The organism is Caballeronia sp. LZ034LL (assembly GCF_031451215.1).
Classification (GTDB): Bacteria; Pseudomonadota; Gammaproteobacteria; order Burkholderiales; family Burkholderiaceae; genus Caballeronia.
In genome coordinates this window covers 900,541-926,146 of record NZ_JARUXR010000003.1, presented here as the reverse complement: position 1 = coordinate 926,146, position 25,606 = coordinate 900,541, and the positions used below count along the sequence as shown (strand labels likewise).

At 65.4% G+C, this 25,606-nt stretch carries 29 protein-coding genes; 22 read left to right on the top strand and 7 right to left on the bottom strand.

Annotated elements, in window-relative coordinates; translation table 11 throughout:
• Genes QCE83_RS25340 through QCE83_RS25310 form a run of 7 tightly spaced genes read left to right on the top strand, consistent with a single transcriptional unit; the run spans window position 1 to window position 6,344 of the window.
• The gene (locus QCE83_RS25340) at window positions 1-1,008 is read left to right on the top strand and encodes a Nit6803 family nitrilase (protein ID WP_309817868.1); all 1,008 of its coding nucleotides are present in this window, start codon (window positions 1-3) and stop codon (window positions 1,006-1,008) included.
• A complete protein-coding gene (locus QCE83_RS25335; protein ID WP_309817867.1) occupies window positions 1,001-2,071 on the top strand; it encodes an MSMEG_0568 family radical SAM protein in 1,071 nt (356 codons plus the stop codon). The genes QCE83_RS25340 and QCE83_RS25335 overlap by 8 nt, the downstream gene beginning before the upstream one ends.
• A 2-nt stretch (window positions 2,072-2,073) precedes the next feature.
• Window positions 2,074-2,634: an MSMEG_0567/Sll0786 family nitrogen starvation N-acetyltransferase gene (locus tag QCE83_RS25330; protein ID WP_309817866.1), complete on the top strand. Its 561-nt coding sequence runs from the start codon at window positions 2,074-2,076 to the stop codon at window positions 2,632-2,634.
• Window positions 2,631-3,581 (top strand): sll0787 family AIR synthase-like protein, encoded by a 951-nt coding sequence (locus tag QCE83_RS25325; RefSeq protein ID WP_309817863.1) that lies wholly within the window; start codon window positions 2,631-2,633, stop codon window positions 3,579-3,581. Before QCE83_RS25330 ends, QCE83_RS25325 begins: the two co-directional genes overlap by 4 nt.
• Window positions 3,569-4,768 (top strand): MSMEG_0565 family glycosyltransferase, encoded by a 1,200-nt coding sequence (locus QCE83_RS25320; protein WP_309817860.1) that lies wholly within the window; start codon window positions 3,569-3,571, stop codon window positions 4,766-4,768. Before QCE83_RS25325 ends, QCE83_RS25320 begins: the two co-directional genes overlap by 13 nt.
• Window positions 4,747-5,031 (top strand): MSMEG_0570 family nitrogen starvation response protein, encoded by a 285-nt coding sequence (locus QCE83_RS25315; protein WP_309817858.1) that lies wholly within the window; start codon window positions 4,747-4,749, stop codon window positions 5,029-5,031. The genes QCE83_RS25320 and QCE83_RS25315 overlap by 22 nt, the downstream gene beginning before the upstream one ends.
• A gap of 23 nt (window positions 5,032-5,054) precedes the next feature.
• A complete protein-coding gene (locus QCE83_RS25310; RefSeq protein WP_309817855.1) occupies window positions 5,055-6,344 on the top strand; it encodes an MSMEG_0569 family flavin-dependent oxidoreductase in 1,290 nt (429 codons plus the stop codon).
• A 13-nt stretch (window positions 6,345-6,357) separates the two neighbouring features.
• Here QCE83_RS25310 and QCE83_RS25305 read toward each other — a convergent pair whose 3' ends face one another.
• Entirely contained in the window at window positions 6,358-6,630 is a 273-nt protein-coding gene (locus QCE83_RS25305; protein WP_309817854.1) for a hypothetical protein, read from the bottom strand.
• 175 nt (window positions 6,631-6,805) lie between these two features.
• Between QCE83_RS25305 and QCE83_RS25300 the strand changes: the two genes are divergently transcribed.
• Together QCE83_RS25300 and QCE83_RS25295 are read left to right on the top strand one after the other, a co-directional pair.
• Complete coding sequence (locus QCE83_RS25300) at window positions 6,806-7,438, top strand: TetR/AcrR family transcriptional regulator (protein ID WP_309817852.1); 633 nt, start codon at window positions 6,806-6,808, stop codon at window positions 7,436-7,438.
• Between the two features lie 7 nt (window positions 7,439-7,445).
• A complete protein-coding gene (locus tag QCE83_RS25295; protein WP_309817850.1) occupies window positions 7,446-8,273 on the top strand; it encodes an AraC family transcriptional regulator in 828 nt (275 codons plus the stop codon).
• A 2-nt stretch (window positions 8,274-8,275) separates the two neighbouring features.
• Here the strand turns inward: QCE83_RS25295 and QCE83_RS25290 are convergent, their stop codons facing one another.
• Window positions 8,276-8,713 (bottom strand): DUF2000 domain-containing protein, encoded by a 438-nt coding sequence (locus QCE83_RS25290; RefSeq protein WP_309817847.1) that lies wholly within the window; start codon window positions 8,711-8,713, stop codon window positions 8,276-8,278.
• Window positions 8,714-8,901: 188 nt separating this feature from the next.
• Between QCE83_RS25290 and QCE83_RS25285 the strand changes: the two genes are divergently transcribed.
• The 8 genes from QCE83_RS25285 (at window position 8,902) to QCE83_RS25250 (ending at window position 16,371) form a co-directional block, all read left to right on the top strand.
• Complete coding sequence (locus QCE83_RS25285; RefSeq protein ID WP_309817845.1) at window positions 8,902-9,987, top strand: alpha/beta fold hydrolase; 1,086 nt, start codon at window positions 8,902-8,904, stop codon at window positions 9,985-9,987.
• Between the two features lie 226 nt (window positions 9,988-10,213).
• Window positions 10,214-11,194, top strand: a complete 981-nt coding sequence (locus tag QCE83_RS25280; protein ID WP_309817843.1) for a hypothetical protein — start codon at window positions 10,214-10,216, stop codon at window positions 11,192-11,194.
• Window positions 11,195-11,408: 214 nt separating this feature from the next.
• Window positions 11,409-12,167, top strand: coding sequence for a flagellar brake protein (locus QCE83_RS25275; RefSeq protein ID WP_309817841.1), 759 nt, complete (start codon window positions 11,409-11,411; stop codon window positions 12,165-12,167).
• Between the two features lie 99 nt (window positions 12,168-12,266).
• Window positions 12,267-12,608 carry a hypothetical protein gene (locus QCE83_RS25270; RefSeq protein ID WP_309817839.1) on the top strand — a complete coding sequence of 114 codons (342 nt, stop codon included), beginning with the start codon at window positions 12,267-12,269 and terminating at the stop codon, window positions 12,606-12,608.
• 13 nt (window positions 12,609-12,621) lie between these two features.
• The gene (locus tag QCE83_RS25265; RefSeq protein ID WP_309817837.1) at window positions 12,622-13,083 is read left to right on the top strand and encodes a hypothetical protein; all 462 of its coding nucleotides are present in this window, start codon (window positions 12,622-12,624) and stop codon (window positions 13,081-13,083) included.
• A 110-nt stretch (window positions 13,084-13,193) separates the two neighbouring features.
• Window positions 13,194-13,865 carry a MarC family protein gene (locus QCE83_RS25260; protein ID WP_309817836.1) on the top strand — a complete coding sequence of 224 codons (672 nt, stop codon included), beginning with the start codon at window positions 13,194-13,196 and terminating at the stop codon, window positions 13,863-13,865.
• 33 nt (window positions 13,866-13,898) lie between these two features.
• Window positions 13,899-15,632, top strand: a complete 1,734-nt coding sequence (gene araD / locus QCE83_RS25255; protein WP_309817834.1) for an L-arabinonate dehydratase — start codon at window positions 13,899-13,901, stop codon at window positions 15,630-15,632.
• A gap of 7 nt (window positions 15,633-15,639) precedes the next feature.
• Window positions 15,640-16,371, top strand: a complete 732-nt coding sequence (locus QCE83_RS25250; protein ID WP_309817832.1) for a ribonuclease activity regulator RraA — start codon at window positions 15,640-15,642, stop codon at window positions 16,369-16,371.
• Here QCE83_RS25250 and QCE83_RS25245 read toward each other — a convergent pair.
• Both QCE83_RS25245 and nudC read right to left on the bottom strand, forming a co-directional pair.
• The gene (locus QCE83_RS25245) at window positions 16,368-16,952 is read right to left on the bottom strand and encodes a histidine phosphatase family protein (RefSeq protein WP_309817830.1); all 585 of its coding nucleotides are present in this window, start codon (window positions 16,950-16,952) and stop codon (window positions 16,368-16,370) included. The two genes, QCE83_RS25250 and QCE83_RS25245, sit on opposite strands and share 4 nt — an antisense overlap.
• A 112-nt stretch (window positions 16,953-17,064) precedes the next feature.
• Window positions 17,065-17,988 carry an NAD(+) diphosphatase gene (gene nudC, locus QCE83_RS25240; RefSeq protein WP_309817828.1) on the bottom strand — a complete coding sequence of 308 codons (924 nt, stop codon included), beginning with the start codon at window positions 17,986-17,988 and terminating at the stop codon, window positions 17,065-17,067.
• Between the two features lie 177 nt (window positions 17,989-18,165).
• On the opposite strand from nudC, the gene QCE83_RS25235 reads away from it, so the two are divergent.
• The gene (locus QCE83_RS25235; RefSeq protein WP_309817826.1) at window positions 18,166-18,870 is read left to right on the top strand and encodes a glutathione S-transferase C-terminal domain-containing protein; all 705 of its coding nucleotides are present in this window, start codon (window positions 18,166-18,168) and stop codon (window positions 18,868-18,870) included.
• Here the strand turns inward: QCE83_RS25235 and QCE83_RS25230 are convergent, their stop codons facing one another.
• Window positions 18,871-19,578 (bottom strand): MgtC/SapB family protein, encoded by a 708-nt coding sequence (locus QCE83_RS25230; protein ID WP_309817824.1) that lies wholly within the window; start codon window positions 19,576-19,578, stop codon window positions 18,871-18,873.
• 70 nt (window positions 19,579-19,648) lie between these two features.
• Window positions 19,649-19,801 (bottom strand): hypothetical protein, encoded by a 153-nt coding sequence (locus QCE83_RS25225; RefSeq protein ID WP_309817821.1) that lies wholly within the window; start codon window positions 19,799-19,801, stop codon window positions 19,649-19,651.
• Window positions 19,802-20,420: 619 nt separating this feature from the next.
• Here QCE83_RS25225 and QCE83_RS25220 point away from each other — a divergent pair.
• Together QCE83_RS25220 and QCE83_RS25215 are read left to right on the top strand one after the other, a co-directional pair.
• Window positions 20,421-21,080, top strand: coding sequence for a glutathione S-transferase family protein (locus QCE83_RS25220; protein WP_309817819.1), 660 nt, complete (start codon window positions 20,421-20,423; stop codon window positions 21,078-21,080).
• Between the two features lie 30 nt (window positions 21,081-21,110).
• Window positions 21,111-21,827: a DUF899 family protein gene (locus QCE83_RS25215; RefSeq protein ID WP_309818749.1), complete on the top strand. Its 717-nt coding sequence runs from the start codon at window positions 21,111-21,113 to the stop codon at window positions 21,825-21,827.
• Between the two features lie 73 nt (window positions 21,828-21,900).
• Here QCE83_RS25215 and QCE83_RS25210 read toward each other — a convergent pair whose 3' ends face one another.
• A complete protein-coding gene (locus tag QCE83_RS25210) occupies window positions 21,901-23,022 on the bottom strand; it encodes an acyltransferase (RefSeq protein WP_309817817.1) in 1,122 nt (373 codons plus the stop codon).
• Between the two features lie 253 nt (window positions 23,023-23,275).
• On the opposite strand from QCE83_RS25210, the gene QCE83_RS25205 reads away from it, so the two are divergent.
• Both QCE83_RS25205 and QCE83_RS25200 read left to right on the top strand, forming a co-directional pair.
• Entirely contained in the window at window positions 23,276-24,406 is a 1,131-nt protein-coding gene (locus tag QCE83_RS25205; RefSeq protein WP_309817815.1) for an acyltransferase, read from the top strand.
• A 333-nt stretch (window positions 24,407-24,739) separates the two neighbouring features.
• Entirely contained in the window at window positions 24,740-25,573 is an 834-nt protein-coding gene (locus tag QCE83_RS25200; protein WP_309817813.1) for a transposase, read from the top strand.
• The last annotated feature ends 33 nt before the right edge of the window (window positions 25,574-25,606 follow it).

Genomic DNA, 25,606 nt, shown 5'->3' with positions numbered 1-25,606 from the left:
ATGCCCGATGCCCTTTCGACACCGCGCATCGTGCGCGCGGCGGCCGTGCAGATCACACCGGACTTCGAGCGCCCGAACGGCACGCTCGACCGCGTCTGCACGGCCATCGACGAAGCTGCGGCGCAGGGCGTGCAGCTGATCGTCTTCCCCGAGACCTTCGTGCCGTACTACCCGTACTTCTCGTTCGTGCGCGCGCCGGTGGCATCGGGCGCGGATCACATGAAGCTCTACGAGCAGGCCGTGGTGATCCCCGGCCCGGTCACGCAGGCCGTGTCCGAGCACGCGCGGCTGTGCAACATGGTCGTCGTGCTGGGCGTGAATGAACGCGATCACGGCAGCCTGTACAACACGCAGCTCATCTTCGATACCGACGGCACGCTGCGCCTCAAGCGCCGCAAGATCACGCCGACCTTCCACGAACGCATGATCTGGGGCCAGGGCGATGCGGCGGGTCTGAAAGTGGTGAACACCGGCGTGGGACGCGTCGGCGCGCTGGCGTGCTGGGAGCACTACAACCCGCTCGCGCGCTACGCGCTGATGACGCAGCACGAAGAGATCCATTGCAGCCAGTTCCCCGGCTCGCTGGTGGGACCGATCTTCGCGGAGCAGATCGAAGTGACGATCCGCCATCACGCGCTGGAGTCGGGCTGCTTCGTCGTCAACGCGACCGGCTGGCTCACCGATGCGCAGATCGAAGCCATCACGCCCGATCCCAACCTGCAACGCGCGCTGCGCGGCGGCTGCAATACCGCGATCGTGTCGCCGGAAGGCCAGCATCTCGCCGAGCCGCTGCGCGAGGGCGAAGGCATGGTGATCGCCGACCTCGACATGGCGCTCATCACGAAGCGCAAACGCATGATGGATTCCGTCGGTCACTATGCGCGGCCCGAGTTGCTGAGCCTCGCGATCAACGACCGCCCGGCATCGCCCGTCACCTCTTTCAAGGACACCCACGACGATGAACGCCCGCGAGAAACTGCCGGCATCGAGCCGGCAATTGATGACTGAACTGCAGTCGGCCGGCCTGCGGCTGGTCGATCCACGCGCGGGCGTGTCGAGCCGGCGGGGCGGCGCGGGGCCGTCGGACCACAAGGCCGTGACGGTGGACGGCGTGACCATCATGGTGCCCGTGCATACGAGCAGCGCGTGGGATTCGCCGTTCGTCGCGGGTCAGCCGGACGCGCACGGCATCAGCGCGCTGACGCGCAACGCCATCCCGATCGCCAGCATCAGCTTTCCAAAGGCGCCGCGTTTCTACGCGATGCAGACGCTCGACGGCGTGCCGTACTCGCATATCGCGACGCTGCACAGCGCCGATGTGCTCGCCACCACCGTGCTGCAAACCTGCATCCGTTATGAGAGCCGTCGCAAGTCGTGCAAGTTCTGCGCGATCGGCCAGTCGCTGGCGGCGGGCCGCACGATTGCGCACAAGACGCCGGAGCAGCTCGCCGAAGTGGCGCGTGCGGCGGTGTTGCTGGACGGCGTCAGGCACATGGTGCTGACGACCGGCACGCCGCCGACGCCCGATCGCGGCGCGCGGGTGTTGTGCGAGAGCGCGTTCGCGATCAAGGCCGCCGTGAATCTGCCGATCCAGGCGCAATGCGAGCCGCCCGACGACGACCGCTGGTTCGAGCGCATGAAGGCGAGCGGCATCGATACGCTCGGCATGCATCTGGAAGCCGTTACGCCGGCCGTGCGCGAGCGCATCATGCCGGGCAAGGCGACGGTGCCGCTGACGCGCTACATGGAAGCGTTCGAAGCGGCGGTCGCGGTGTTCGGCCGCGGCCAGGTGAGCACGTACATTCTCGCGGGACTGGGCGACAGCGCGGAGGACATCGTCGGGATGGCGCGCGAGCTGATCGCGCTCGGCGTGTATCCGTTCGTCGTGCCCTTCGTGCCGATCAGCGGCACGCCGCTCGAAGATCATCCCGCGCCCGCGCCCGAGTTCATGCGTGCGGTGCTGGCGCCCATCGGCGCGATGCTCGGCGAAGCCGGCATGCGCTCCGCCGACATCAAGGCGGGCTGCGGTAAATGCGGCGCGTGTTCGTCGCTGTCATCGTACGAGGCCTGACCATGTTCGTCGAAGCCATTGAAGGCGATGCACTCGATCTCGACTACACGCCGGTCGAATTTCGCGTCAAATGGGCGACGCTGCCCTGGGAAGCGGAGGAAGCGTACAAGCTGCGGCGCGCGGTGTTCTGCATCGAGCAGGGCGTGTTCGTCGGCGACGATCGCGACGAGATCGACACGCGTGCGCAGTTGCTGGTTGCAGTGAGCTGTGTCGCGGGCATGCCGGATCAGGTCGTCGGCACGGTGCGCATCCATGAGCGCGAGCCGGGCGTGTGGCTCGGTTCGCGGCTCGCGGTGCATGCGGCATTCCGCTCGCACGGCAAAATCGGCTCGACGCTCATCCGGCTGGCCGTGTCGAGCGCGCATGCGCTCGGCTGCGAGACCTTCCTCGCGCATGTGCAGGAGCAGAACGTGCCGCTGTTCCGAAGACTGCGCTGGGACACGCAGCAGGAGGAAACGCTGTTCGGCCGCGCTCATCATCTGATGCGCGCGCAACTCGATGCCTATCCGCCGTGCGTCACGCCGCAGAGCGGTTTCGTCGCGCTCGCGCGGAGGCTGCCGTGAAGCCTTTGGCGGGTTGGGTCGAGCGACTCAGGGCAAGCCGGGGCTTTCAGCACAAGAGCGATATCTCGCGCGTGCTTGCGCACTTGCCGGCCGGTGCACGCGACGTGGCCATCGGCGACGATTGCGCCGCCATTCCCGACGGCGACGGCTTCCTGCTGTTCGCGATCGAAGGTCTGGTGAGCGACTTCGTCCAGACGATGCCCTGGTTCGCCGGCTACAGCGGCGTCATGGTGAACGTCAGCGACATCTACGCGATGGGCGGCCGCCCGCTCGCCGTCGTCGATGCGCTGTGGAGCGGCAGCGCACAGGCCGCAGGCGATGTGCTCGCGGGCATGACGGCGGCATCGCGGATATATGGCGTGCCTATCGTCGGCGGACACAGCAACGTGCGCAGCGAAGGCGCGCAGCTTGCGGTGGCGATCGTCGGGCGTGCGCGCAGGCTCTTGACCAGCTTCGACGCCCGTCCCGGCGATGCGCTCGTCCTGGCGGTTGATCTGCGCGGGCGTTTCGAGGAACCGTATCCGTTCTGGAATGCATCGGTGGGCGCGCCGGAAGGCCGCGCGCGCGGCGATTTCGAACTGTTGCCCGCGTTGGCCGAGGACGGACTGTGCGCTGCGGCGAAGGACATCAGCATGGCGGGCGTGCTCGGCACGGCGCTGATGCTGCTCGAATGCTCGAATGCCGGCGCGCGTATCGATCTCGATGCGGTGCCCCGTCCTCCGGAAGTCGATTTCGAGCGCTGGCTCACGGCGTTTCCGAGCTTCGGCTTCGTGCTTTCGGTACACAAGGAGCATGTGGGCGAGGTGCTCGCGCGGTTTGCATCGCGCGATATTGCGAGCGCGGTGATCGGCGAGGTGGACGCATCGCGCGAAGTGGTCGTGACGCGCGGCGACGAAGCGGCCTTGCTGTGGAACCTCCGCGAGGAGCCGTTCATATGCGCGCGCTGAACGCACTGCGAATTGGACTGCTGACGCATTCGGTGAATCCGCGCGGCGGCGTCGTGCATACGCTCGAACTGGCGCGCGCGTTGCACGACGCCGGGCACGATGTCACCGTTTTTGCACCCGCACGGCCGGGCGAGTCGATGTTTCGCGCGTCGCCATGCCGGATCGTATTGGCGCGTATCGAAGGCGAGGCGAAGGGACTGACCGGCATGGTCGCGCAACGCATTCGGGCGTTGAAGCGTGCGCTTGCAGACGTCGGTCCGGACGGCTTCGACGTGCTGCATGCGCAGGACAGCATCAGCGGGAATGCGCTGGCGGAACTGAAGGATGAGCGCACGATTCGCGGCTTCGTGCGCACGGTGCATCATCTCGACCACTTCGACGACCCGCAACTCGACCACTGGCAACGCCGCGCCTGGCAGGACGCCGATGCCGTGTTCTGCGTCAGCGACGCATGGACGCGCATCATGCGTTCGACCTACGGGATCACGGCGCACACGGTGTCGAATGGCATCGACGCAATGCGCTACGGCGTTTGTGCCGACTCGGACATGCATGCGTTGCGGGAAAGGTTCGGCATGAGCGCAGGGCCGGTCGTGCTGGCGGTGGGCGGCATCGAAGAACGCAAGAACACGTCGATGCTGCTCGAAGCCTTCGCCTTGCTGCACGCCCGTTGGCCCGGCGCGCAACTGGTGCTGGCGGGCGGCGCGAGTCTGCTCGACCACGACGACTACACGCGCCGCTTCCTTGCGCGAGCGGCGGCGCTGAAACTGGAAGTCGGCGCGCGCGGCACGCCGGTGATCGTGACGGGCGCGCTGCCGGACGCTGAAATGCCCGCGCTGTTCCGTCTCGCTGATGTCGTGTCGATGATCTCGCTTCGCGAAGGCTTCGGTCTGGTGGTGCTCGAAGCGCTGGCGAGCGGACGGCCGGTCGTGGTCTCGCGCATCGCGCCCTTCACCGAGTATCTCGACGGCCGCACCTGCATCTTCGCCGATCCACATGACGCGTCATCGATTGCCGCCGCGCTCGAGGGCAATAGCGGCATCGACTTCGTGCAAGCCGTGCCCGCGCTGTTGCGGCGCTTCACGTGGCAAGCGAGCGCCGCGCGTCATCTCGACCTTTATCGTGCGTGGCTTGACGCCGATCAACCTTCAAACGGAGCCACCTCATGCCCGTCATGCACTTCCTGATCCGCTGGCCCGATGGCGTCGAAGCGAACTGCTATTCGCCTTCGACCGTCGTCAGCGAGTTCTTCACAGCGGGCGAGCGCTATGCCGTCGATGACTTTGTCGCGCGTTCCCGTGAAGCCTTGAACATCGGCTCGGAACGGGTGCGCGAGAAATACGGTTTCGCATGCTCCGCCGCGCTCGATCAGCTCGCACGCATCGAAGACGATGCGCGCCGTTTCCGCGATGCGCAGGAAGCTCAGGTCACCGTGCTCGCGCTCGATTAACTCATTCGTTCAGGGGATGCACCATGTCCAGCATCGATTCAACCGGCGGCGCGCCGAAGCATGTCAGTGTGATCGTCGTCGGCGGCGGGCAGGCCGGGCTTTCGGTCAGCCACTTCCTGCAAAAGGCGAACATCGATCATCTCGTGCTGGAAAAGCACAGCGTCACCCATACCTGGCGCACGCAGCGCTGGGACACGTTCTGTCTCGTGACGCCCAACTGGCAGTGCGCGCTGCCGGGACATCCGTATGAGGGCGCGGACCCGCACGGCTTCATGAAGAAGGACGAGATCATCGCCTATCTCGACGGCTTCATCGCGAAGGTCAATGCGCCGGTGCTCGAAGGCACGGCGGTCACGCGCGTGACACGCGATGCAGGCGGCCGCTATCACGTGAGAAGCACGGGCGGTGACTTTACCGCCGATCAACTCGTGGTGGCGTCCGGCGGCTATCACACGCCGATCGTGCCGCGCATGGCCGAGCGCCTGCCGCCGGGCATCGCGCAGGTGCAGTCATCGGAATATCGGCATGCGGATGCCTTGCCGCCCGGCGCGGTGCTGGTCGTCGGCTCGGGGCAGTCCGGAGCGCAGATCGCCGAGGATCTGCATCTGTCGGGCCGCAAGGTGCATCTTGCCGTGGGCGAAGCGCCGCGCTGTGCGCGTTTTCATCGTGGCCGCGACGTGGTGGACTGGCTCGCGGACATGCGCTATTACGACATGCCCGTGACCGATCATCCGCTGCGCGAAGGCGTGCGCGACAACACCAATCATTACGTCACTGGCCGCGATGGCGGACGGGATATCGACTTGCGCCGCTTCGCGCTCGAAGGCATGGAACTGTTCGGGCGGCTGGAGGATTTCCGTGACGGCACGCTGCGCTTCGCGACCAACCTGCGCAAGAACCTCGACGAAGCCGACGATATCTATAACCGCATCAACGCGAGCATCGATGGCTTCATCGCGAAGCATGGCATCGAGGCGCCGCCTGCCGCGCCGTACGTGCCGCTCTGGCAGCCGCATGAAGAGCGCGCGGAACTCGACCTTCAGGCAAGCGGCATCACGTCGATTGTCTGGTGCATCGGCTTTACGCCGGATTTCGGCTGGCTGGACGCGCCGGTATTCAACGGCCGCGGTCATCCGTCACACACGCGCGGAGTGACGGCAGTGCCGGGGCTTTACTTCGTTGGCTTGCCGTGGCTGCATACGTGGGGATCGGGACGCTTCTCGGGCGTCGCGCGCGATGCTCAACATGTCGTCGATGCGATCAGTGCCGAGCGGGCGTCTGTGCCGGAGAGCGTCTCGATTGCGGCCGCATGAAGGGTGCGTAGACTTACTTCGAGGAAGCGGTATTGATCGACCGGGCGGATTCGGCCGGCAGCACCGACGTCAACACGTTCGAAGGCACATGCTGCGCTTCTTCCTGCGACACCGCGCCGACGAACTTCCATCCGGCGGGCAGCTTGACGAAGGTATAGCCGGTCGGTTGATCGACGAAGACGGAATAGGGCGCGGGCGTGCCGGTGTCCTCGGCAAAGGCGGACGCGGCAACAAACGGGCTCGCGACCAGCAACGCGACGGCAAGCGTGGACAAGGACTTTTTCATGACGACACACTCCTGAAAATTTAAACCGGCTGATTATGTAACGATCGACACAGATATTGGACCATCCGGACGCGACGACGTCCAGTTATTTTGTTATGATCGACACATAATTCAGAATTGCGCTGTGCGCAGGAATGACGCGCAGGGCAGTCCGGTTGATTCAGCGGAGCGAGACATGTCGTCACTGGCTCATCAAACGCAACTCAAGACGCGCGGCCGTCCGCGCAGCTTCGACCGTGAAACGGCGCTCAGAAGCGCGATGGAAGTGTTCTGGTCGAAAGGCTATGACACCTGTTCCATGGCCGATCTCGTCGACGCCATGGGCATCAACTCTCCCAGTCTCTACGCGGCGTTCGGCAGCAAGGAAGATCTGTACCGCGAGGCCGTCGAACTCTATGTCGCCGCTGAGGGTGGCGCGGCGCTGCGGAATCTGCAAGCGCATGTGTCCGTACGCGACGGCCTGCGCGCCATGTTCCGCACCAGCACCGAACTGTTCACCGGCACATCGCATCCACGTGGCTGCATGATTTTTCTCGGCGCGATGTCGGTGGGCGCGGAACACGCGCAGTTGCGCGCCGAGTTGCAGAAGCTCCGGCGCAAGGTTGCGAGCACGGTCGCGGCGCGGCTCGCGCAGGCGGTCGAATCCGGCGAACTCGACGCCCGCACTGATGTCCCCGCGCTCGCCGCGCTGTGCATGACGCTGTTTGCCGGTCTGTCGATTCAGGCGCAGGACGGCGTGCGCAAGCCCGCGCTGTTCGCTGCGATCGATCAGTTCATCGCGACACTGCCGTTGCGCACGAAGCGCTGAACCCCTCATGAAGCCAACGCCCAAAGCCGACACGCAAATCTGGCGCGCGCCCGAACTCGGCGCGGAGCTGTTGCGCGGGCGCTTCGCGGACTTTTCCTACGATGTCCACGCGCACGACACCGCCTGCTTCGCGCTGTTGACGGGCGGTGCGATCCGCATCCGCATGCGCGGCACGGAGTTCGTCGCGCGGCGCGGCGACCTGTACGCCATCGACGCCGACGAACCGCACGCCGGCTGGCCAGTCGACGACGCCGGCTGGACGCAGCGCACGCTGTACGTGGATGTCGCGCATCTCCGCGCGCTCACCGGCGACGCGCGTGCGGCGGGACGTCCGGGCGGCGTCGTCGGGCCGATCATCCGCGATCCGGCGCTGTGCGCGGCGCTCTTCGACGTGCATCGCTCATCCGAGGTGCACGGGCCGTCGCTGCAACGCGACGAACGCTATCTGGCGTTCGCGGCGCGGCTCGTCGGGCGGCATCTGAAAGAAGGCGCTGGCATTGCCGCCACGCCGCGCGAGCCGCACGCGGTGGCGGCGGCGCGCCGTTTCCTGGACGAGCGTATCGGCGAGCAACTGCATCTGGAGGAGATCGCGGCGGCGTCGGGACTGCCGCCGTTCCGGCTGTTTCGCGCCTTCAGCCGCGAAACCGGCATGACGCCTCACGAATACCAGCGCCAGGCCCGCGTGCGCCGCGCGATGCAGATGATCCGTCACGGCGGCGCGCTCTCGGATATCGCCGCCGCCACCGGGTTTGCGGATCAGGCGCATCTCACGCGCACTTTCCGCCGCATGCTCGGCGTGACGCCGGGCGCATACAAGACGGCCACGCGCACCTGACGCTATTTGAGCAAACCGAGATTCGCGACCGCCTTGCTGACCGGCTTGCGATCGCCGATCAACGCGAGCCCGACATAGCGAAGCTCCTCGGTCACGACACCGGCGACGGCATCGCGAAACGCGCCGTAGTCGGTGGTTTGCTGTCCCTGCACCGGGAAGGTGACGACGTCGCACGCGGCGGCGATCGCCTTGTCGCGGATCGCCGACAACGTGTCCTGATCCGCCCCGAGCACCGCAATGCCGACAGGAATGAGACCGGGATACGCGCAACCCGAGGCATCGACGAGCGCTTCGCCGACCAGCGCCGGATGGCGCTGCCCGACCGTCAGCGCCAGCACGGCTGCTGCATTGGCCGCCTTGCCCGCGGGCAGGTTCTGGTCGACCACGATCACGCAACGCTGCGGGCGCACCGGCTGATCCGAATGATTGGCTTCCGTCACGAACAGTCCTCTTTCATCGATAAAGCCGGATCATGACCCGTCCCGCACGGCCAGGTCTTGAATCCTGTTGCACGCCGTCCGCTGCCTTACGTTCTTGACTTTCCATTCCATTACGCGCAAGCATGAACAGTCGCGCGTCCGGCGCGGCGTTCGTGCTTGTATGGTGTCCCTACTTACACTTTCGAACGATGGTGACGCGCCCGCCCACGCCCCGCCAGCACATCCGCCTTTGCACCGCGAGCGACGGCGTGCACATCGCCTACGCGGTGTGCGGTTCGGGTCCGCCGATCGTCAAGGCCGCGAACTGGCTCAGTCATCTGGAACTGGATTTTGCGAGTCCGGTCTGGAGCCATCTGATGGTCGAGCTGTGCGGCCGTCATACGCTGATCCGCTACGACCAGCGCGGCTGCGGCCTGTCGGACCGTGAAGTCGGCGAAATCTCCTTCACTGCGTGGCTGCGCGACCTGGAAACGGTGGTCGACGCGAGCGGCCTCGAACGCTTTCCGCTGCTGGGCATCTCGCAGGGTGCGTCCATCGCGATTGCCTATGCGGTGGCGCATCCGGAGCGCGTCACGCATCTGGTGCTGCACGGCGGCTATGCGCGCGGACGGCTCAAGCGCACTCGCGACCCGGCGCAGCAAGAGGAAGCCGAAATGCTCGTGAAGCTCGCGGAACTGGGCTGGGGCAAGCAGAATCCCGCGTTCCGCCAGTTTTTCACGACGCAGTTCATCCCGGGCGGCACGCCGGAACAGCATCACTGGTTCAACGAACTCGAACGGCTCACGACCACGCCGCGCAATGCGGCGCGCATCATGCGCGTGTTCAACGAGATCGACGTGGTGGACCTGCTGTCGCAAGTGCAGTGTCCGACGCTCGTGCTGCATGCGAGCGGCGACGCGCGCGTGCCCTTCGACGAAAGCCGCCTGCTCGCCGGCCAGATTCCCGGCGCGCGCTTCGTGCCGCTGGAGAGCGAAAACCATCTCGTGCTGGAGACCGATGCCGCCTGGCGACGCTGGCGCGAGGAAGTGCGGGCGTTCCTGCCATCGGCGCCGCCGGCGGATCCCGCGTTCGCGACGCTGACGCCGCGCGAGCGGGATATCGTCGAACTGCTGGCGGGCGGACGCGACAACGCGCAGATCGCTGCGCGTCTGACGCTGAGCGAGAAGACGGTGCGCAATCACATCACCAGCATCTTCGCGAAGCTCGAGGTCGAGAATCGTGCGCAGGCCATCGTGCTGGCGCGCCGCGCGGGCTTCGACGCACCTTCCGCCTGACCGTTCCGGGACACCGGTCCCGGGTTTCCGCCTCCTGTGCAGTCTTTCCCGGTCGTCGTCCGGGACTTGCGCCTCATGTGCGACCGCGTCCATCTGCCGAGAATGCTCCACAGAACGGAGACGCGACGATTGACGATTCCCCAGCCGATCTGTTCATCCCCGCCAGGCCGCGCGCCTGCCCTGATCGACGCTGAATCATCCGGAGTCCGCACACATGAATGCCGTCATGAAAGAAATGTCCCCGCAAGCCATGCACCCCGCCACGCAACAGCGCTATGCGAAGTGCATCGAAGTGTCCCGCCGCATCCGCTGGGATATCGATCAGGACGTGCTGCGCGGCCGTCATTTCGATCCCGCCCATACCTTCATGCCGCACGGCCTCAGCGAGGTGTACCGGCTGCCGTTCCTGAGCGCGTCCGAACGCCGGCTGATGTCGCAGGTGCAGGGCCGTACCTACGCGAACATGTTCGGCATGATCGAGCGCTTCATCGGCGCGAAGATGATGGAAGTCGGCCGCGAGCATGCGCTGTCGGACCAGACGGCGCTGGAAGCGATCGTCCGCTTCACCGACGAAGAACTGAAGCATCAGGAACTGTTCCGCCGCGTGGAGGCGCTCGCGGCCGAGGCGCTGCCACCCGGCTATCGCTTCGTCCCGGATGCCGACGATGTCGCGCGCTTCGTGCTCGGCAAGTCCACCTGGTCGATCCTGGCGCTGACGTGCTGCATCGAGATCGTCACGCAGGTGCATTACCGGCAGAGCATGGAGAGCGACAGCAGCCTGTCGCCGCTGTTCAAGGACATCTTCCTGTTTCACTGGAAGGAGGAATCGCAGCACGCGATCATCGACGAGCTGGAATGGATGCGCGAGGACGCGCGCATCGGCGCGGCGGAACGCGACGCCGCCATTGGCGACCTGATCGATCTGGTGGGCGCGATCGACGGCATGTTGCAGGCGCAGGCCGCCGCCGACGCCGAATACTTCATCGCGCAACTGGATCGCCCGCTGTCGTCCGATGAAGAAGCGCGCGTGCATGCGGGTCTGCTCGATGCGTATCGCTGGCAGTACATCGTATCGGGTGTCGATGAGCCGCGTTTCGGCGAAATCCTGGGGCGCGTCATCACCGAAGCGCACGGTGAACGGCTCGGCGCGGCACTCGCGCCGCTGCGGCGCCGAGCGCTGACCAGCGAAGTCGACAAGCTGATGTGACGTCAAGGCCGGGCACGAAGCCCGGCCTTTTTCCTGCGCGAAAGCAAAGTGCAAGAAACCCGCTTCGCGACGCCGCAAAACGCTGAATTGGCGGTGAAATCTACTTGTTACCGGCCTTCTGGCCGCGTTTTTTTTAGTGCACCATATGCCGTATGAGGGTTTCGCAGTAGCATGCAGTCCGCTGTCTCAACACCGATAACTAGATTGGATCATCATGCTCGCCGAGTCATTGCCGCATACATCCGACATCGAGAAATTCGCCGAAGATCACGAACGCTTCGCGCGACACATCCCCGCCGAAATATCCGTCGTCCTGCGCAATCTCGTGTTGCGCCGCGACATGCTCACCGTCACCAGCGGACACGGGCAGATCGTCACCCAGCTGCTCGAAGTGGACGCGCGTGAGGCGCGCATCGTGTTCGACTGGGGCGGCGTCGAATTTGACAACCGCGCGCTGCTCGAAGCGAAGCAACTGTACTTTAAGGCCGCGCCCGAAGGCGTGCGGGTGGAGTTCACGACGCAGGCGGCGCGCGCCGTCGAGTACGAAGGGCGTCAGGCCTTCGAGGTCTCGTTCCCCGAGAAGCTCTATCACTTCCAGCGGCGCGAATACTTCCGCGTGCCGACGCCGATTCTCGATCCCTACTACGCCAAAGGCGCCTTCGCCGACGGCGCGGCGTTCCGCTACGAAGTACACGACCTGTCGCTCGGCGGCATCGCCCTGCGCATGGACGCGCCGCGTCTCGCGGAGACCGAGATCGGCACCGTATTCCATGACGTCGTGCTGCATCTGGGACCGGGCACCATCCTGTCGATCGATATCGAACTCGTCTCCCCGCGCAGCGTGACCACGCCGCGCGGCGACGTGCGCTATGTCGTCGGCTTTCGCTTCACGCGGCTCTCGGGCGCGGCGGAAAGCGTATTGCAGCGGCTCATCACGCGCATGGAAGCCCGCCGCCGCAGCCTGTCGGCCTGATTGGCTGGTTAGCTGATTGGTCGGACCATTCGGGTCGCGCTTCGGGCGCGGCACGCATCCATTGGTAAAATGCGTGCCTCCTACACTTTGACGCGACGCATGCTTCGTCGAGCCTGGCGCGGAGAAGAGCGCTTCTGGAAAATCTGGTGGTTGCTGGGCGTGCCCATTCACCTTGCGTGGTGGTTCGTCTATCTCGACCTCTGGGCCAGCGGTCTCTCTCCCGAATCCTTCCTGCTGCTCACAGTCTGGTTCTGGCCCGCCATGCTGGGCCTGTTCGCGGTCTGTTCCGCGCTGTATCTCCTGTGGTGCGTGCTCGCGTGGCGCTGCGCCGGCAACGTGAACAACCGCATCTGGACGATCATCGCGCGCGTGCTGATCGGCGTGGGGCTCGGCTCGTTTTTCACCGAATGCGCGCTGGTCCTCATGGCGCCATTCGCTTGACCACGGAGACACGATGAACTGGACCAGGCTTCTCGCCGGAATGGGACTCGTCGCGACGCTGGCGCTTCCCGCCGCAACCTTCGCACAAGGCGCACAGACCGAAACGGATGTCGATGCCCGCATGGACGCGCTGTTCGGCGCGCACGAGCCGTATCGGACGTTCTTCGACCGCTTGCAGAGCGCGGTCGCAGCCAACGACAAAAAAGCCGTCGCGGCGCTGGTGTCGTATCCGGTCGCGGTGCATCGCGCGGGCACGGAAACCACGCTGCGCACCCAGCGCGACTTCATCGCGCAGTACGCGTCCATCTTCACGCCGAAACTCGTCGACATCGTCGCGCAGCAGAAATACGCGGCGCTCTTCGTGCGCGACCAGGGCGCGATGATCGGCAATGGCGAGATCTGGTTCAGCGGCGTCTGCCGCGACAAGGCGTGCAAGCAGTCCGACGTGAAAATCACCGCCTTCAATCTCGACTGAGTGTTCGGGCGGCGGACGTTTGTCTGGCGCAGCGCGTCGTTGAACGTGCACAATGTCCCGGCTTGCACGAGCGTGATTCTTGACGAACACACACGCGGACCACGACGCCCATGCTCAACGAATTCGCCAGGACGGTTCTCGTGATCGTCGCCGGGTTGTTTCCGATCATCAACCCGCCGGCGACCGCGCTCGTGGTGCTGAGCATGCTGCCGCACATCGGCGACGCCGACCGCGCCGAACTGGCCCGGCGCATTTCCATCAACAGCTTTGCGATCCTGCTGGCTTCGCTGTCGATCGGCGCTTATGTGCTGTCGTTCTTCGGCATCTCGATACCGGTGCTGCGCGTGGCGGGCGGGCTGGTCGTCGCGATGGCGGGCTGGACGCTGCTCCAGGCCCCCGACGCCGACCCCGACGATCCCGCCGACACCGCACCCAAGCCGCGCAGCGGCGCGTCCCTGCGCGCCAAGGCGTTCTATCCGCTGACCTTGCCGATTACCGTGGGACCGGGCGCGATCGCCGTCGCGATTGCGCTGGGCACCGGCTCGCCGCGCCACGGCCTGCAGCCGGTGCATCTGGCGGGCGTCGGCATCGGCTTGCTGATCCTGTGCGCGAGCATCTACGTGTGCGTGCGCTTCGCCGGGCATCTGGAACGGCTGCTTGGCACGGTCGGCACGCAGGTGGCCGTGCGGCTGTTCGCCTTCGTGATCTTCTGCATCGGCGTGCAGATTCTCTGGCTCGGACTCTCCGAACTGCTCGCCTCCGTGCCGCTCAAACTGCCCTAGACGCAGGTTCGCCGCAAAACAAGGAGACAGCGCTTGACCACGCATCGCAAGAAGCCGGAAGAGCTGCGCAGCCATCGCTGGTATGGCGTGAACGATCTGCGGTCGTTCGGCCATCGCTCGCGCACCGCGCAGATGGGGTATCACCCGTCGGACTATCTGGGCAAGCCGGTCATCGGCGTGCTCAATACGTGGAGCGAGATCAACTCGTGCCATACGCACTTCCGGCAGCGCGTGGAGGAAGTAAAGCGCGGCATATGGCAGGCGGGCGGCTTTCCGGTCGAAATGCCGGTGATGACGCTCGCCGAACCGTTCCAGAAGCCCACCACCATGCTGTACCGCAACTTCCTCGCGATGGAAGCCGAGGAAGTCCTGCGCTCCTATCCGTTCGACGGCTGCGTGCTGATGGGCGGCTGCGACAAGACCACGCCCGGCCTGCTGATGGGCGCGATCAGCATGAACCTGCCGGCCATCTTCCTGCCCGCCGGCCCGATGCTGCGCGGCGACTGGCAGGGCCGCACGCTCGGCAGCGGCTCGGACACGTGGAAGTACTGGGCCGAACTGCGTGCGGGCAAGATCAGCGAGGACGAGTGGAAGGGCGTCGAAAGCGGCATTGCGCGCTCGCCGGGACATTGCATGACGATGGGCACCGCATCGACGATGACCAGCGCCGCCGAAGCGCTCGGCCTGACCTTGCCGGGCTACGCGTCGATACCGGCGGTGGATTCGCGCCATGCGCAGCACGCGTCGCTGACGGGGCAGCGCATTGTCGAGATGGTGTGGAGCGACCTGAAGCCGTCCGACCTGCTCACCCCGAAGTCATTCGACAACGCCGTGACGACGGTGCTGGCGCTGTCCGGCTCGACCAATGCGATCGTGCATCTGGTGGCGATGGCGCGGCGCGCAGGCGTGCCGCTGACGACCGCCCGTTTCGACGAACTGGCGCGCGTGACGCCGGTGCTCGGCAACATCCGGCCGGCGGGCGCATACCTGATGGAAGACTTCTTCTACGCGGGCGGTTTGCGGGCCTTGCTGGCGGAGTTGGGGCCGCTGATCGACGGCACGCAGCGCACGGTGAATGGCCGCACGCTGGGCGAGAACATCGCGGATGCGGAGATCTTCAACGACGACGTGATCCGCCGCCGCGACAACCCGCTCGTGCCGCGCGACGGCCTTGCGGTGCTGACGGGCAACCTCGCGCCGGATGGCGCGGTCATCAAGCCGGCGGCGATGGAAGCGCGCCTGCTCAGGCATCGCGGCCCGGCGGTGGTGTTCAGGGATTACGCCGACATGGCCGCGCGCATCGACGACGCCACGCTCGACATCGGCGCCGATTCCGTGATCGTGTTGCAGCACGCCGGGCCGGTGGGCGCGCCGGGCATGCCGGAGTGGGGCCAGCTGCCGATCCCGCAAAAATTATTGAAGCAAGGCGTGCGCGACATGGTCCGCATCTCCGATGCGCGCATGAGCGGCACGAGCTATGGCGCCTGCGTGCTGCACGTGGCGCCGGAATCGTTTGTCGGCGGGCCGCTGGCGCTGGTGCGCGACGGCGACATGATCGAACTGGACGTGCCGGCGCGGCGCCTGCATCTCGCGGTCAGCGACGACGAACTGGCCGCGCGCCGGGCCGCATGGCAGCCGCCGAAGCGGCCTTTCGAACGTGGTTTCGGCGTCATGCATCAACTGCATGTGACCCAGGCCGACAAGGGCTGCGACTTCGACTTCCTCGAATCCCAGCCCGCTACCCCCGACGAACCCGAAATTCACTGATCCCGCCATGACCCAGACCATCGCCATTTCAGACGAAACGCTCGACCTGCTGCGCCATGTCAGCACCGCGACGCTCACGACCCAGCTCTTCAAGCGCGGCCTGCGCAATGTCTTCCTGCAAGGCGTCGCGCCGCTGGTGAAGCCCTCGACCGGCGCGCCGAACATGGTCGGCCCGGCGTTCACGCTGCGCAATATTCCAGCACGCGAGGATCTGGATCATGTCGGCGTGTTCCAGGACCCGGATCATCCTCAGCGCAAGGCGGTCGAAACCGCGCCGCCCGGCAGCGTGCTGGTGCAGGATTGCCGCGGCGAGCGCGGCGTTGCGTCGACGGGATCGATTCTCACGATGCGTCTAAAGGTGCGCGGCGTCGCCGGCATGGTGTCGGACGGCTGCGTGCGCGACAGCGGCACGATCGGCGATATCGGCCTGCCGCTGTTCTGCGCGGGCGCGAGCGCGCCGCTCAATCTCGCGAAACATCACGCCGTGGACATGAACGTGCCGGTGGCCTGCGGCGGCGTGGCGGTGTATCCGGGCGATATCGTCGTCGGCGATGTGGACGGCGTCGTGATCGTGCCGCGCCACATGGCCGAAGAGGTCGCGCGGGATGCGGCCGAGCAGGAACGTCTGGAAGAATTTCTCGCGGCGCGCGTGGCGGACGGCGCGGTGCTACGCGGCACCTATCCGCCCGACGAGCAGACGCTCGCCGCGTACCGCGAATGGCTTAAACAGCGCGGCTAGGGCAGCAGATTCCACTTGACGATGGCGCGCACGTCGCGCTCGAAGCCGAGTACGCTCATCGCGGCGGTTTCCATCGTCAGATGCGCACCCAGTGACGGCGAACCGGTCGCCCATTGCGCGCCGAAGACGCGCGAGAAATGCGCATGCGAGAACAGCGCGATGTGGCGCGCGCCGGTGCCGAGCAGCTTGTCGATGAGCGCCTGCGCGCGCCGGCCGATATCGGCGAGATTCTCGCCTTGCGGAATGGGCGAGGTCCACACCGACCAGTCCGGAATCTCCTGGCGGATATCCGGCGTCTTGCGGCCTTCGTAGACGCCGTAGTTCCACTCGTGCAGCTCCGGCTCGACCTGCGCGTGCTCGCCAAGGCCGGCGAGCTTGCAGGTTTCGATGGCGCGGCTCATCGGACTGGTCAGCACGAGATCGAAAGGCTGGGACGCCAGGACCGGCGCCAGCGCGGCCGCCTGTTTGCGGCCTTCGTCGGTCAGCGCGATATCGGTCGTGCCGGTGTGCTGGCCCGACTTGCTCCATTCTGTTTCGCCATGCCTGATCAGCCAGATCTGGACGCCGTCTTTCACGTTCATGTCGTTCACCCGGTGTCTGATTAATGTCGTCGCGCACGCCTCTGAGAGGCGCGCCGCAGCCTCGCGCATTCTGCACCGAACGCCCGGCGCGCGCCGCGAACCTGCCCGCCGCTCAGTCCAGTTCGCCGGCAGCGAAAGCCTTCAGCAAGTGATGCGCGATGGCAAACGGCTTGGGCGCCGAAAGTCCTTGCGGATGGGTGCCGTCGAGCATTCCGGCCACTTCGGCGCGCGTGAACCAGCGCGCGTCTTCGAGTTCCTTCTGATCGACGACGATTTCGGTTTCAGTCGCGCGCGCGAAGCAGCCGATCATCAGCGACGACGGAAACGGCCAGGGCTGCGACGCGTAATAGCGCACGTCCGTGGAGCGGATGCCTGCTTCTTCCAGCACTTCGCGATAGACCGCGTGCTCGAAGGTCTCGCCCGGTTCGATGAACCCGGCCAGCGCCGAATACATGCCGGGCAGGAACTGCGGCTGACGGCCAAGCAGGCAGCGTTCGCCGTCCGTCACGAGCATGATGACGACAGGATCGACGCGCGGAAAGTGCTGCGCATGGCAATGGCCGCAGATGCGCCGCCAGCCGGCGCCGGCGGAATCGGTCGGCTGGCCGCAGTTGGCGCAGAAACCGTGACGGCGATGCCAGTCGAGCATCGAACGCGCTTCGCCGAGGGCGCTAATCATCGGCGGCGGGACGAGGCCCTGCATGGCGACCGGACGCAGTTCGACCGCCTCGACACCTTCGCCCGCCAGACCCGCCGCGCCTTCTTCGAACGACAGCGCGAACAGCGAGCGGCGGTCCGCTTCACGGCCGAGAAACACGCTTTGCAGCGGCGTGCCCAGCTGTGCGGCTTCGCGGGCATCGAACAAGGGATCGTGACCGTTCGCGCGCTTGAACAGCGGCACGTTGTTCACGAACAGCAGGAAGCGCGTGGCGGGATCGTCGCGCAGCGTGGCGACGAAGGCGTCGTCGTCACGCTTCTCCGACACGCGGTCGAGCGGATCGAGTGTAAAACCGATGGCATGAGGCGGCGTGGGCATAGTATTTTTCGAGCGTGTTGTGCGTAGTGCGCGCGGGGAGCGGAGCATGCCGCAAGCCGTGCGTCCATGGGACGGGAAGCGGCAAGGCCAGTCAGGCATCGTAGCGGACTTGGCGCGTCTGTGCAGGGCGTCGCCTGGCCGCCCGTCCACTTGTCCGAACCGCGTGCGGAGACGCCGATGATCACGCTTTATTCGTATCCCGGGCTGTTCGGCCTGGAAGACAACAACCCGTTCGGACTGAAGGTGTTCGCGTTCCTGAAGCTTTCAGGTCTGCCCTTCGAGCATCGTCATGTGATCGATACGAGCGCCGCGCCGCGCGGCCAGTTGCCGTATCTCGTCGACGACGACGCGACCATCGGCGACAGCGACAGCATCATCGCGCACCTGAAGCAGCGCTACACGCTGACGCTCGACGACCCGCTGACGCCTCCGCAACACGATCTCGACTTGCTGGTCCGCCGCACGCTCGACGATCTCTACTGGGTGATGTCCTACTCGCGCTGGCGCGACGACCGTTACTGGCCGCTGTTCCGCGCCGCGCTGCTGGCGGCGCTGCCGGACGCCGATCCGGACGTGCTGGAGCATGCGCGGCAATACAACTTCGAGCGCTACCGTTATCAGGGCATCGGCCGCTACGAGCCGGATGATGCGTATGCGCGCGGCATCGGCGACTTGCAGGCGGTGACGAACCTGCTGGCGGACGGACCCTTCATGTTCGGCGCCGCGCCCGCCAGCATCGACGCCGCCGTGTACGGCTTTGTCGCGAACATCCTGTTTTATGACATCGATACGCCGCTCAAGCGATTCGTCGTGGCGCAGGCGCAGTTGGTCGAACACTGTCACGCGATGCGCGAACGCATGGGACAGCGCCGCTCGCCGTAATCATTCGGGAGCCGTCTCCACGCTCTTGCCCGACCAGCTGATGCTCGACACGCCGCGCTCCATGCTCATGCGGCTCGCCATGCGTTCGAGCCTCGCCTGATCCTTCGGATGCATGCGCACGGTCGCCGTCACCCGCACGCGCGGCGGCGCGTCCTCGATGTCTTCGCTCGTCAGGCTCAGGAAGGAGAGCGGCTGCGCGTCCATGGCGTTTGAAAGCTGGGTGCGGATGTGAATCTCGTCTTCCTGCCGTCCGATGACGGTCAGCACGTATTCGCGCACGAGGTCGGCGCTGGAGACCGGCGTCGCGTTGATCATGCGGCTGACTTCGCGCAGCACGGTGTTGGTGATGAGCACGATGCCCGTGCCTTCGATGGCCGGCCCGTAGTGCCCCGACCCGCACAACACGCCGACGGCCGCCGAACACCACAGCGTCGCCGCCGTATTGATGCCCTGCACCGAGCCTTTCTCGCGCATGATGACGCCGCCGCCGAGAAAGCCGACGCCCGACACCACATACGCGGCGATCTGCGTGACGCCCGCGACGCCGTTGCCCGTCAGCACGCCGAGCGTGACGAACAGGCAGGCGCCGCTGGCGACGAGCGTGATCGTGCGCAGGCCGGCGGTGCGCTGGCGCAACTGCCGTTCGAGTCCGATGGCGACGCCACAGGCGAACGCGGCCAGCAGGCGCAGGGTGAAATCGAGATGCATCGGTCAGAAGGCGGGATGCTTTCCGGGAACAAACCGGCAAGCATCGCACGCGAGCGTGTCGGCGGCGTGACTAGGCGCGCCGGAACAGACGCGACGTGAAGCGCCGGAAGAACCGCGCCAGCTTCCGGTAGCGCGTTTCCCGGGGTTCGAGGTTGAGCATGGCGTCGTAATGCGGACGGGATTCCTCGACGCGCGGCAGGTCCGAAAGCAGCAGCAGGTTCATGGTTTTCTCCGTGCGCCATGGCTGGCGCGTAGCGGCGGTCCGAGGGATCGCCAGGGCAAACGCTCGCGACGAGCGGCCTCGCGGATGCCGGCCCGCAATGGCGCACGGCAATCCGTGAAGGATGACTACGCACGCGCGCTCAGTCCCGCAACGGATGCGGGAGCGGCGCACGCAAGCGCACGCGGAGCGATACGGCGACGCGCTTCATGCGCGAGTCGCGATATCACGCCCGGCGGCGCTGACGAATGGGTGCACGAGGAAAAAAACCACGACGCGCACCGTCTGCCTGATGGCAAGACGGCGGCTGAGCTTGAAGAAAAGCGGGGAGCGGCGTCCTGCGTTCAGGCGGCGAAACAGTTCGAAGATCGACTACTGCAGGTATCCAAAGGATCACCTTGGGCTTTTTGAAGTTGGGCGATTTTAGTCGCGGCTCATGACGTCGGTCAACCCGGATCGCTGTCATGCATGAATGGCTGTGTGCGTTGAGCAGCATGGCCGACGCGGCGAAACGTAAGGTTCAGCGCTGCGCTGCATCACAAAATATTCCAAATCGATGTCGATTGCGGCGCGGCATGCTCGTCGTAGGAGTAAGCATGCCCAACTGCCCGGAGATCAGCCGATGCCCTTGCAACTGTATGCCCATCCTTTTTCGTCTTATTGCCAGAAGGTGCTGACCGCGCTGTACGAGAACGGCACGGCCTTCGACTACTGCGCGTTGACGCCGGAGCGCCCGCAGTCCATGCGCGAGCTCGTCGAATTCTGGCCGATGAAGCGCTTCCCGCTGCTCGTCGACGACGGCCGGCCGGTCATGGAAGCGACGGTGATCATCGAATATCTGGGATGCTTTCATCCCGGTCCGGTGCGGCTGCTTCCCGCCGATCCGCGCGCCGCGCTGGAGGTGCGCTGGATGGACCGTTTCTTCGACAACTACGTGGCGACGCCGCAGCAGAAGATCGTCTTCGACGCCATGCGGGCCGCGGACGAGCACGATGCGCGCGGCGTCGCCGATGCCCGCGCGATGCTCGACACGTCGTATGCGTATCTCGACCGCCTGATGGCATCGCGCGAATGGGCGGCGGGCGACGCGTTCAGTCTCGCCGATTGCGGCGCCGCGCCGTTCCTGTTCTATGCGGACTGGGTGCATCGCATCGATGCTGCTTTTGCGCACGTCATTGCGTATCGCAAGCGGCTGCTGGCGCGGCCTTCGTTTGCGCGCGCGGTAGAGGAAGCGCGGCCGTATCGCGGATTGTTTCCGCTCGGCGCGCCGGATCGCGACTGATTCACTGACAAGGAGATCAACATGAGCGACATGAGCACGGCAAGCACACTCGTTCCCGCCGCTGAACTCGCGCAGCGCGCCACCATGCGGATTCCGAACGAAAGCGCCGAGTATCGGCGGGCGCGCACCGCGCTGCTGGCTGAGGAGATCGAGCTGAGACGGCAGATCGAGCGCGTCGCGCAGCTGCGCCGCGCGTTGCCGCCGGGCGGCGTAGTGAAGGGCGACTATCGCTTCGAAGGGGCGCAGGGCACCGTGGATTTCGCCGCGCTGTTCGGCGACAAGGACACGCTCGTCACCTACAGCTGGATGTTCGGGCCGCAACGCGAACGGCCCTGTCCGATGTGCACGTCGCTGCTGTCCGCATGGGAGGGCGAGGCGCGCGACATGGGCCAGCGGATCGCGCTCGCGGTGATCGCGCGTTCGCCGTATGCGCGGCTCGCCGCGTTCGCGCAGGAGCGCGGCTGGCGCGACCTGCGTCTCTTCTCGGATCTGAACGGCGAATTCAGCCGGGATTATTTCGCGCTGTCGAAGGAAGGCGGCGATGAACCCGCGCTTCACGTGTTCACCCGGCGCGAGGGCGTGATTCGGCAATTCTGGAGCGGCGAGATGGATTTCGATACGGTGGATCCGGGCGAGGATCCGCGCGGCGCGCCGGATCTGATGCCGCTGTGGAACGTGCTCGACATGACGCCCGAAGGACGCGGCAAGGACTGGTATCCGAAGCTGGATTACGGGCCGTGCGAGTGAACGCAATCGTGACCATGAGCGGCCCCGGCAGCGGCTGGGCACGAAGTGTCCTGCCGGCGTCGGAGCGCAGCACTTATTTCGATCCCTCGGCGTGCGCGGATGGGTAGACCTCGACGGGCTTGCGTATCGTCAGGCGATCCTTGAGACGAAGGAAGGGCGTTTCGATCAGCACATGACTGAGGCTCGCCGCAACCAGCGCGCCGACGATGCCCAGCGGAAAGCGGTACGCCACCGGCGAGTGGATGTCGCTGAACAACTGCTGCCACAGATACAGGCTGAACGAAATCGTGCCGATGTAGACAAACGGTGCGCTGCGCAGCAGGCGCGAGAACCAGAACGCCTCGCGCGATATCAGCACGACGATCACGAAGCCGACCAGCGCCGCTTCCACCGTTGCGCCGTAGGTTGCGCTCCAGAGTCCGCCGAGCCGCTCGTGCAGCAAGGGCATGCCGAAGAGCAGCAGCAGGACCGCGGCGGACGGAAGCAGCGCGCCCCACGGCAGCGCGGCGACGCGCGCCTTCAGCGCATCGCGGTTCAGGGCGACGAAGCAGCCGATCAGGATCGGATCGATACCGGTATGCAGCATCATGCTCAACTGCCCGCGCAGGGCCGGCCACGCGAAGTACGTGCCGATCCTGACGAGCGGCACGAGCACGAGCAGGGCGACCAGCGCACGCTGGCTGCCGCGACCGAGAATGAAAAAGAGCAAGGGCGGCCAGAACCAGTAGAACTGCTCTTCGAGCGCGAGGGTCCAGAAGTGGCCGAGATACCAGGCGCCGTCGGGGTGGAGCGCGTTGATCGAACTCATGCCGGCGACGCCGGAGAAATTCCAGACATGCAGGGCGGCGACCGCGAACTGGCTGGGATCGACATCCACCAGTCCGGCGAACGACAGCAGCGCAATGACGGCAAGGTAGGTATAGAACGCCGGCCAGATGCGCAGCGCGCGTTTCATATAGAACGGCACCAGGCGCAAGGTGCCGCTGGACTGCCATTCGGCCTTCAGGATGCCGGTGATCAGATAGCCGCTGAGCACGAAAAAAATCATGACGCCGAGACGCCCGTCCGAGAACAGGCGCAAAGGCGCGAGCGCGCCGCGATAGCCGCCCGGAATCATGTGCTGTGCATGACCCATGACCACCATCATGACGGCGACACAGCGCAATCCGGTCAACTCCTGAACATGATTTTTCATCAAAAAACCTTTCAATGAGTGTATGGCGGGCGTCATGCGCGTGCCGGCTTGAGAAAATGGAGTCTCGGTCAGAAATTTTTAAAAGAAAATCATTTGCGGCGTTAAAAAATATCGCAAGGCAAGCGCTAAGCCGCTTGCCTTGCGCGCTAAAGAAATTCGCCAAGGATTTTTTTCTCGTTTTGCACGAATTAGCATAGGGCGCTCGCGAAGCGGCCTTGACGGCCGCGTCTGACATCATCGACCGGGCGCACTCATGAACGAAAGAATTCGCGGCTTCGACGGCCTGCGCGCGCTTGCCGTCCTGCTGGTCTTCATCCATCACAAGGCCATGGCGGCAGACAGCGGCCTTGGACACCTCGGTGTGTGGATTTTTTTCGCGCTCAGTGGCTTTTTGATCGCGGATATCCTGACGACGCAACGGCAGCGCATCGATGCCGGCGCGAGTTCGTTCAGCGCCGAGCTCAGGCGCTTCCTCTTCCGGCGCACGCTGCGGATCTTCCCCGTCTATTACCTGCTGCTCGTCACGCTGACGCTCCTGATGACGGCAGGTCTTGCCGGTCCCGAACTGGCGGGCGGCATGCCGTTTCATTTCGCTTACCTGTCCAATTTCTGGATCGCCGATGTTCTGCACTACTGGCCCGGACGCTATTCGCATCTGTGGAGCCTGTCGGTCGAAGAGCAGTTCTATCTGTTCTTCGCGCCGCTGCTGCTGGCCATCGGCGCGCAATGGCACACGCGGATCTGCGGCGCGATCTTCGCCGCGGGCGTCGCCACGCTGTTATGGATGAAGGCGACGCAGACGCCGGGCATCGTGATCTACACGCATCCGCTCGCGAACTTCTGGCTGTTCGCGCTTGGCGGAATCGGCGGGGCATGGGTGCGGCGGAACGACACGGTGAGGCGCTGCCTGGGCTCGTTGCCGGTGGCGCTGGGGCTGGCCGGCAGCATCGCGCTGATGTGCGGCGTCGAGCCGGCGTGGGAGCGCATGGCGGATCCGCTGCGCTTCACCGCGCTCTATGTGACCTATGGCGCATGCATCGCGGCCCTGGTGTGCGCCGTCGCGTGCAGCCGGAGCGCCATGCTGCTGGGATGTCTCGAATGGAAGCCGCTGGCGGCTTTGGGAAAGATCAGCTATGGCTTCTATCTTTATCACGGCTTCATGCCGGACTTCACCCGCAACGCCCGGGTGGCTGCGATGTTCGGTCCGTCCGGCATACCGGGATGGGCGCATGCGGCAAGCTTCGGCGCTTCGTTCCTGCTAACGCTGATGCTTGCCGGATTGTCCTGGCGTTTCATCGAAGAGCCCGTTCTGCGGCTCAAGAGTCGTCGTCCGGCACAAGAAAACCGGCCGCCCGAGTCCCGTCCGGGATCGCTTATTCGCTAAAGAATATTGCTTGGGACAAAAAAACATTAACGCCGCCTGAAACCTAGGTGTTTGTCATATTCGGGCAAACCTTAGTAATGGTATGCTTCCTGCACTATATCTTCATACACGAGCGAGACCAGGCATCGTGCGCCGAATTGAGTCAACTCTTGCACCATGAGAGATTGATCATTCACCTCGGTGCACCGTTTTTGTTGTTCGAGCAAACGTTTGCGAGACCCTCGAGATCCTTGGGCAGAGTGTGCAGGGAGCCGGACTTGTGCCGCCTTCCTCTGATTTCATCAGCGCGACGTCCGATATCCGCAGCGAAGTCCGACTGCATGGAGCAAAGCAATGTTTTTCAATGAACTCAGCAATGACGAATGGGCGTTGGTCTCGGCTTTGATCGGCGAAAGCGAGGTGCGCGAGCACCGTCGCGGCCGGCCCCGGGCGCATCCGCGAACCATCGTCAATGCCGTGTTGTGGATCCTCACCACAGGCGAAACCTGGTCGAAGCTGCCCAGCCACTATCCGACCGTGCCCACGTGCCGGCGCCGCTTTGTCGACTGGCAGATGAACGGCACGCTGATCGAAATCGTCAAGGTGCTGGCCAATGCCGGCCGCTCGTTCGCCTACGTGCCGCGTCAGCCCGTGGTGGAAACCGCGCCGCGTCCGGTCGCGCCGGCTTACGACTGCGACCGCCTGCGAGGCGTGTTCTGGCAAAACCCCGAATCGTGGCAGTCGCGCGATGTCCTGCCGCTCGGGCGCGCTGCGGCGGTGCCGCGCCGTCTGCCTGAAGCGCGCGATGTCGCCCAGGCGAGCGCCTCGCCGGTCATCGTCCCGCGCGTGCGTGCGCCGCGCCCCGCGCGGCCGTATGAAACGCCGGCGCCGTTCGAGCCGGCTTGCGCGCCGGTCGGCGACCCGCGCGGCTACAGCATCTATCCTATTGCACGCGACGTCTCGGGCGGGATGTATCGCGGCTGGGCGGAGATCGTGAAGGACGGTCGCCGGGTCGAGCGTTCGGGGCTCATCGGGCCGCGCTTCAAGTCGATGGAAGAGGCCAGGAGCTATGCGCTGGAATGGGCGCGGCGCTGGATCGCCGCGCAAGCCACGCGCGCGGATGTGGCGCGGGCGGCGCGCGAAGCGCATCTCGGCGAAGAACGCGTGGCGGCCGAAAGCGGGCATTGACCCGCTTTGCCCGGCGCGCCCTCGGCGTCCCTA

Coding starts and splice junctions, on each gene's coding strand:
- QCE83_RS25280 (WP_309817843.1), top strand. CDS start 10,214: ATGAAAGAAATGTCCCCGCAAGCCATGCACCCCGCCACGCAACAGCGC.
- QCE83_RS25330 (WP_309817866.1), top strand. CDS start 2,074: ATGTTCGTCGAAGCCATTGAAGGCGATGCACTCGATCTCGACTACACG.
- QCE83_RS25220 (WP_309817819.1), top strand. CDS start 20,421: ATGCCCTTGCAACTGTATGCCCATCCTTTTTCGTCTTATTGCCAGAAG.
- QCE83_RS25315 (WP_309817858.1), top strand. CDS start 4,747: ATGCCCGTCATGCACTTCCTGATCCGCTGGCCCGATGGCGTCGAAGCG.
- QCE83_RS25205 (WP_309817815.1), top strand. CDS start 23,276: ATGAACGAAAGAATTCGCGGCTTCGACGGCCTGCGCGCGCTTGCCGTC.
- QCE83_RS25310 (WP_309817855.1), top strand. CDS start 5,055: ATGTCCAGCATCGATTCAACCGGCGGCGCGCCGAAGCATGTCAGTGTG.
- QCE83_RS25340 (WP_309817868.1), top strand. CDS start 1: ATGCCCGATGCCCTTTCGACACCGCGCATCGTGCGCGCGGCGGCCGTG.
- QCE83_RS25235 (WP_309817826.1), top strand. CDS start 18,166: ATGATCACGCTTTATTCGTATCCCGGGCTGTTCGGCCTGGAAGACAAC.
- QCE83_RS25300 (WP_309817852.1), top strand. CDS start 6,806: ATGTCGTCACTGGCTCATCAAACGCAACTCAAGACGCGCGGCCGTCCG.
- QCE83_RS25320 (WP_309817860.1), top strand. CDS start 3,569: ATGCGCGCGCTGAACGCACTGCGAATTGGACTGCTGACGCATTCGGTG.
- QCE83_RS25230 (WP_309817824.1), bottom strand. CDS start 19,578: ATGCATCTCGATTTCACCCTGCGCCTGCTGGCCGCGTTCGCCTGTGGC.
- QCE83_RS25285 (WP_309817845.1), top strand. CDS start 8,902: ATGGTGACGCGCCCGCCCACGCCCCGCCAGCACATCCGCCTTTGCACC.
- QCE83_RS25335 (WP_309817867.1), top strand. CDS start 1,001: ATGACTGAACTGCAGTCGGCCGGCCTGCGGCTGGTCGATCCACGCGCG.
- QCE83_RS25270 (WP_309817839.1), top strand. CDS start 12,267: ATGCTTCGTCGAGCCTGGCGCGGAGAAGAGCGCTTCTGGAAAATCTGG.
- QCE83_RS25305 (WP_309817854.1), bottom strand. CDS start 6,630: ATGAAAAAGTCCTTGTCCACGCTTGCCGTCGCGTTGCTGGTCGCGAGC.
- QCE83_RS25245 (WP_309817830.1), bottom strand. CDS start 16,952: ATGAACGTGAAAGACGGCGTCCAGATCTGGCTGATCAGGCATGGCGAA.
- QCE83_RS25215 (WP_309818749.1), top strand. CDS start 21,111: ATGAGCACGGCAAGCACACTCGTTCCCGCCGCTGAACTCGCGCAGCGC.
- QCE83_RS25265 (WP_309817837.1), top strand. CDS start 12,622: ATGAACTGGACCAGGCTTCTCGCCGGAATGGGACTCGTCGCGACGCTG.
- nudC (WP_309817828.1), bottom strand. CDS start 17,988: ATGCCCACGCCGCCTCATGCCATCGGTTTTACACTCGATCCGCTCGAC.
- QCE83_RS25200 (WP_309817813.1), top strand. CDS start 24,740: ATGTTTTTCAATGAACTCAGCAATGACGAATGGGCGTTGGTCTCGGCT.
- QCE83_RS25250 (WP_309817832.1), top strand. CDS start 15,640: ATGACCCAGACCATCGCCATTTCAGACGAAACGCTCGACCTGCTGCGC.
- QCE83_RS25295 (WP_309817850.1), top strand. CDS start 7,446: ATGAAGCCAACGCCCAAAGCCGACACGCAAATCTGGCGCGCGCCCGAA.
- QCE83_RS25260 (WP_309817836.1), top strand. CDS start 13,194: ATGCTCAACGAATTCGCCAGGACGGTTCTCGTGATCGTCGCCGGGTTG.
- QCE83_RS25210 (WP_309817817.1), bottom strand. CDS start 23,022: ATGAAAAATCATGTTCAGGAGTTGACCGGATTGCGCTGTGTCGCCGTC.
- QCE83_RS25225 (WP_309817821.1), bottom strand. CDS start 19,801: ATGAACCTGCTGCTGCTTTCGGACCTGCCGCGCGTCGAGGAATCCCGT.
- QCE83_RS25275 (WP_309817841.1), top strand. CDS start 11,409: ATGCTCGCCGAGTCATTGCCGCATACATCCGACATCGAGAAATTCGCC.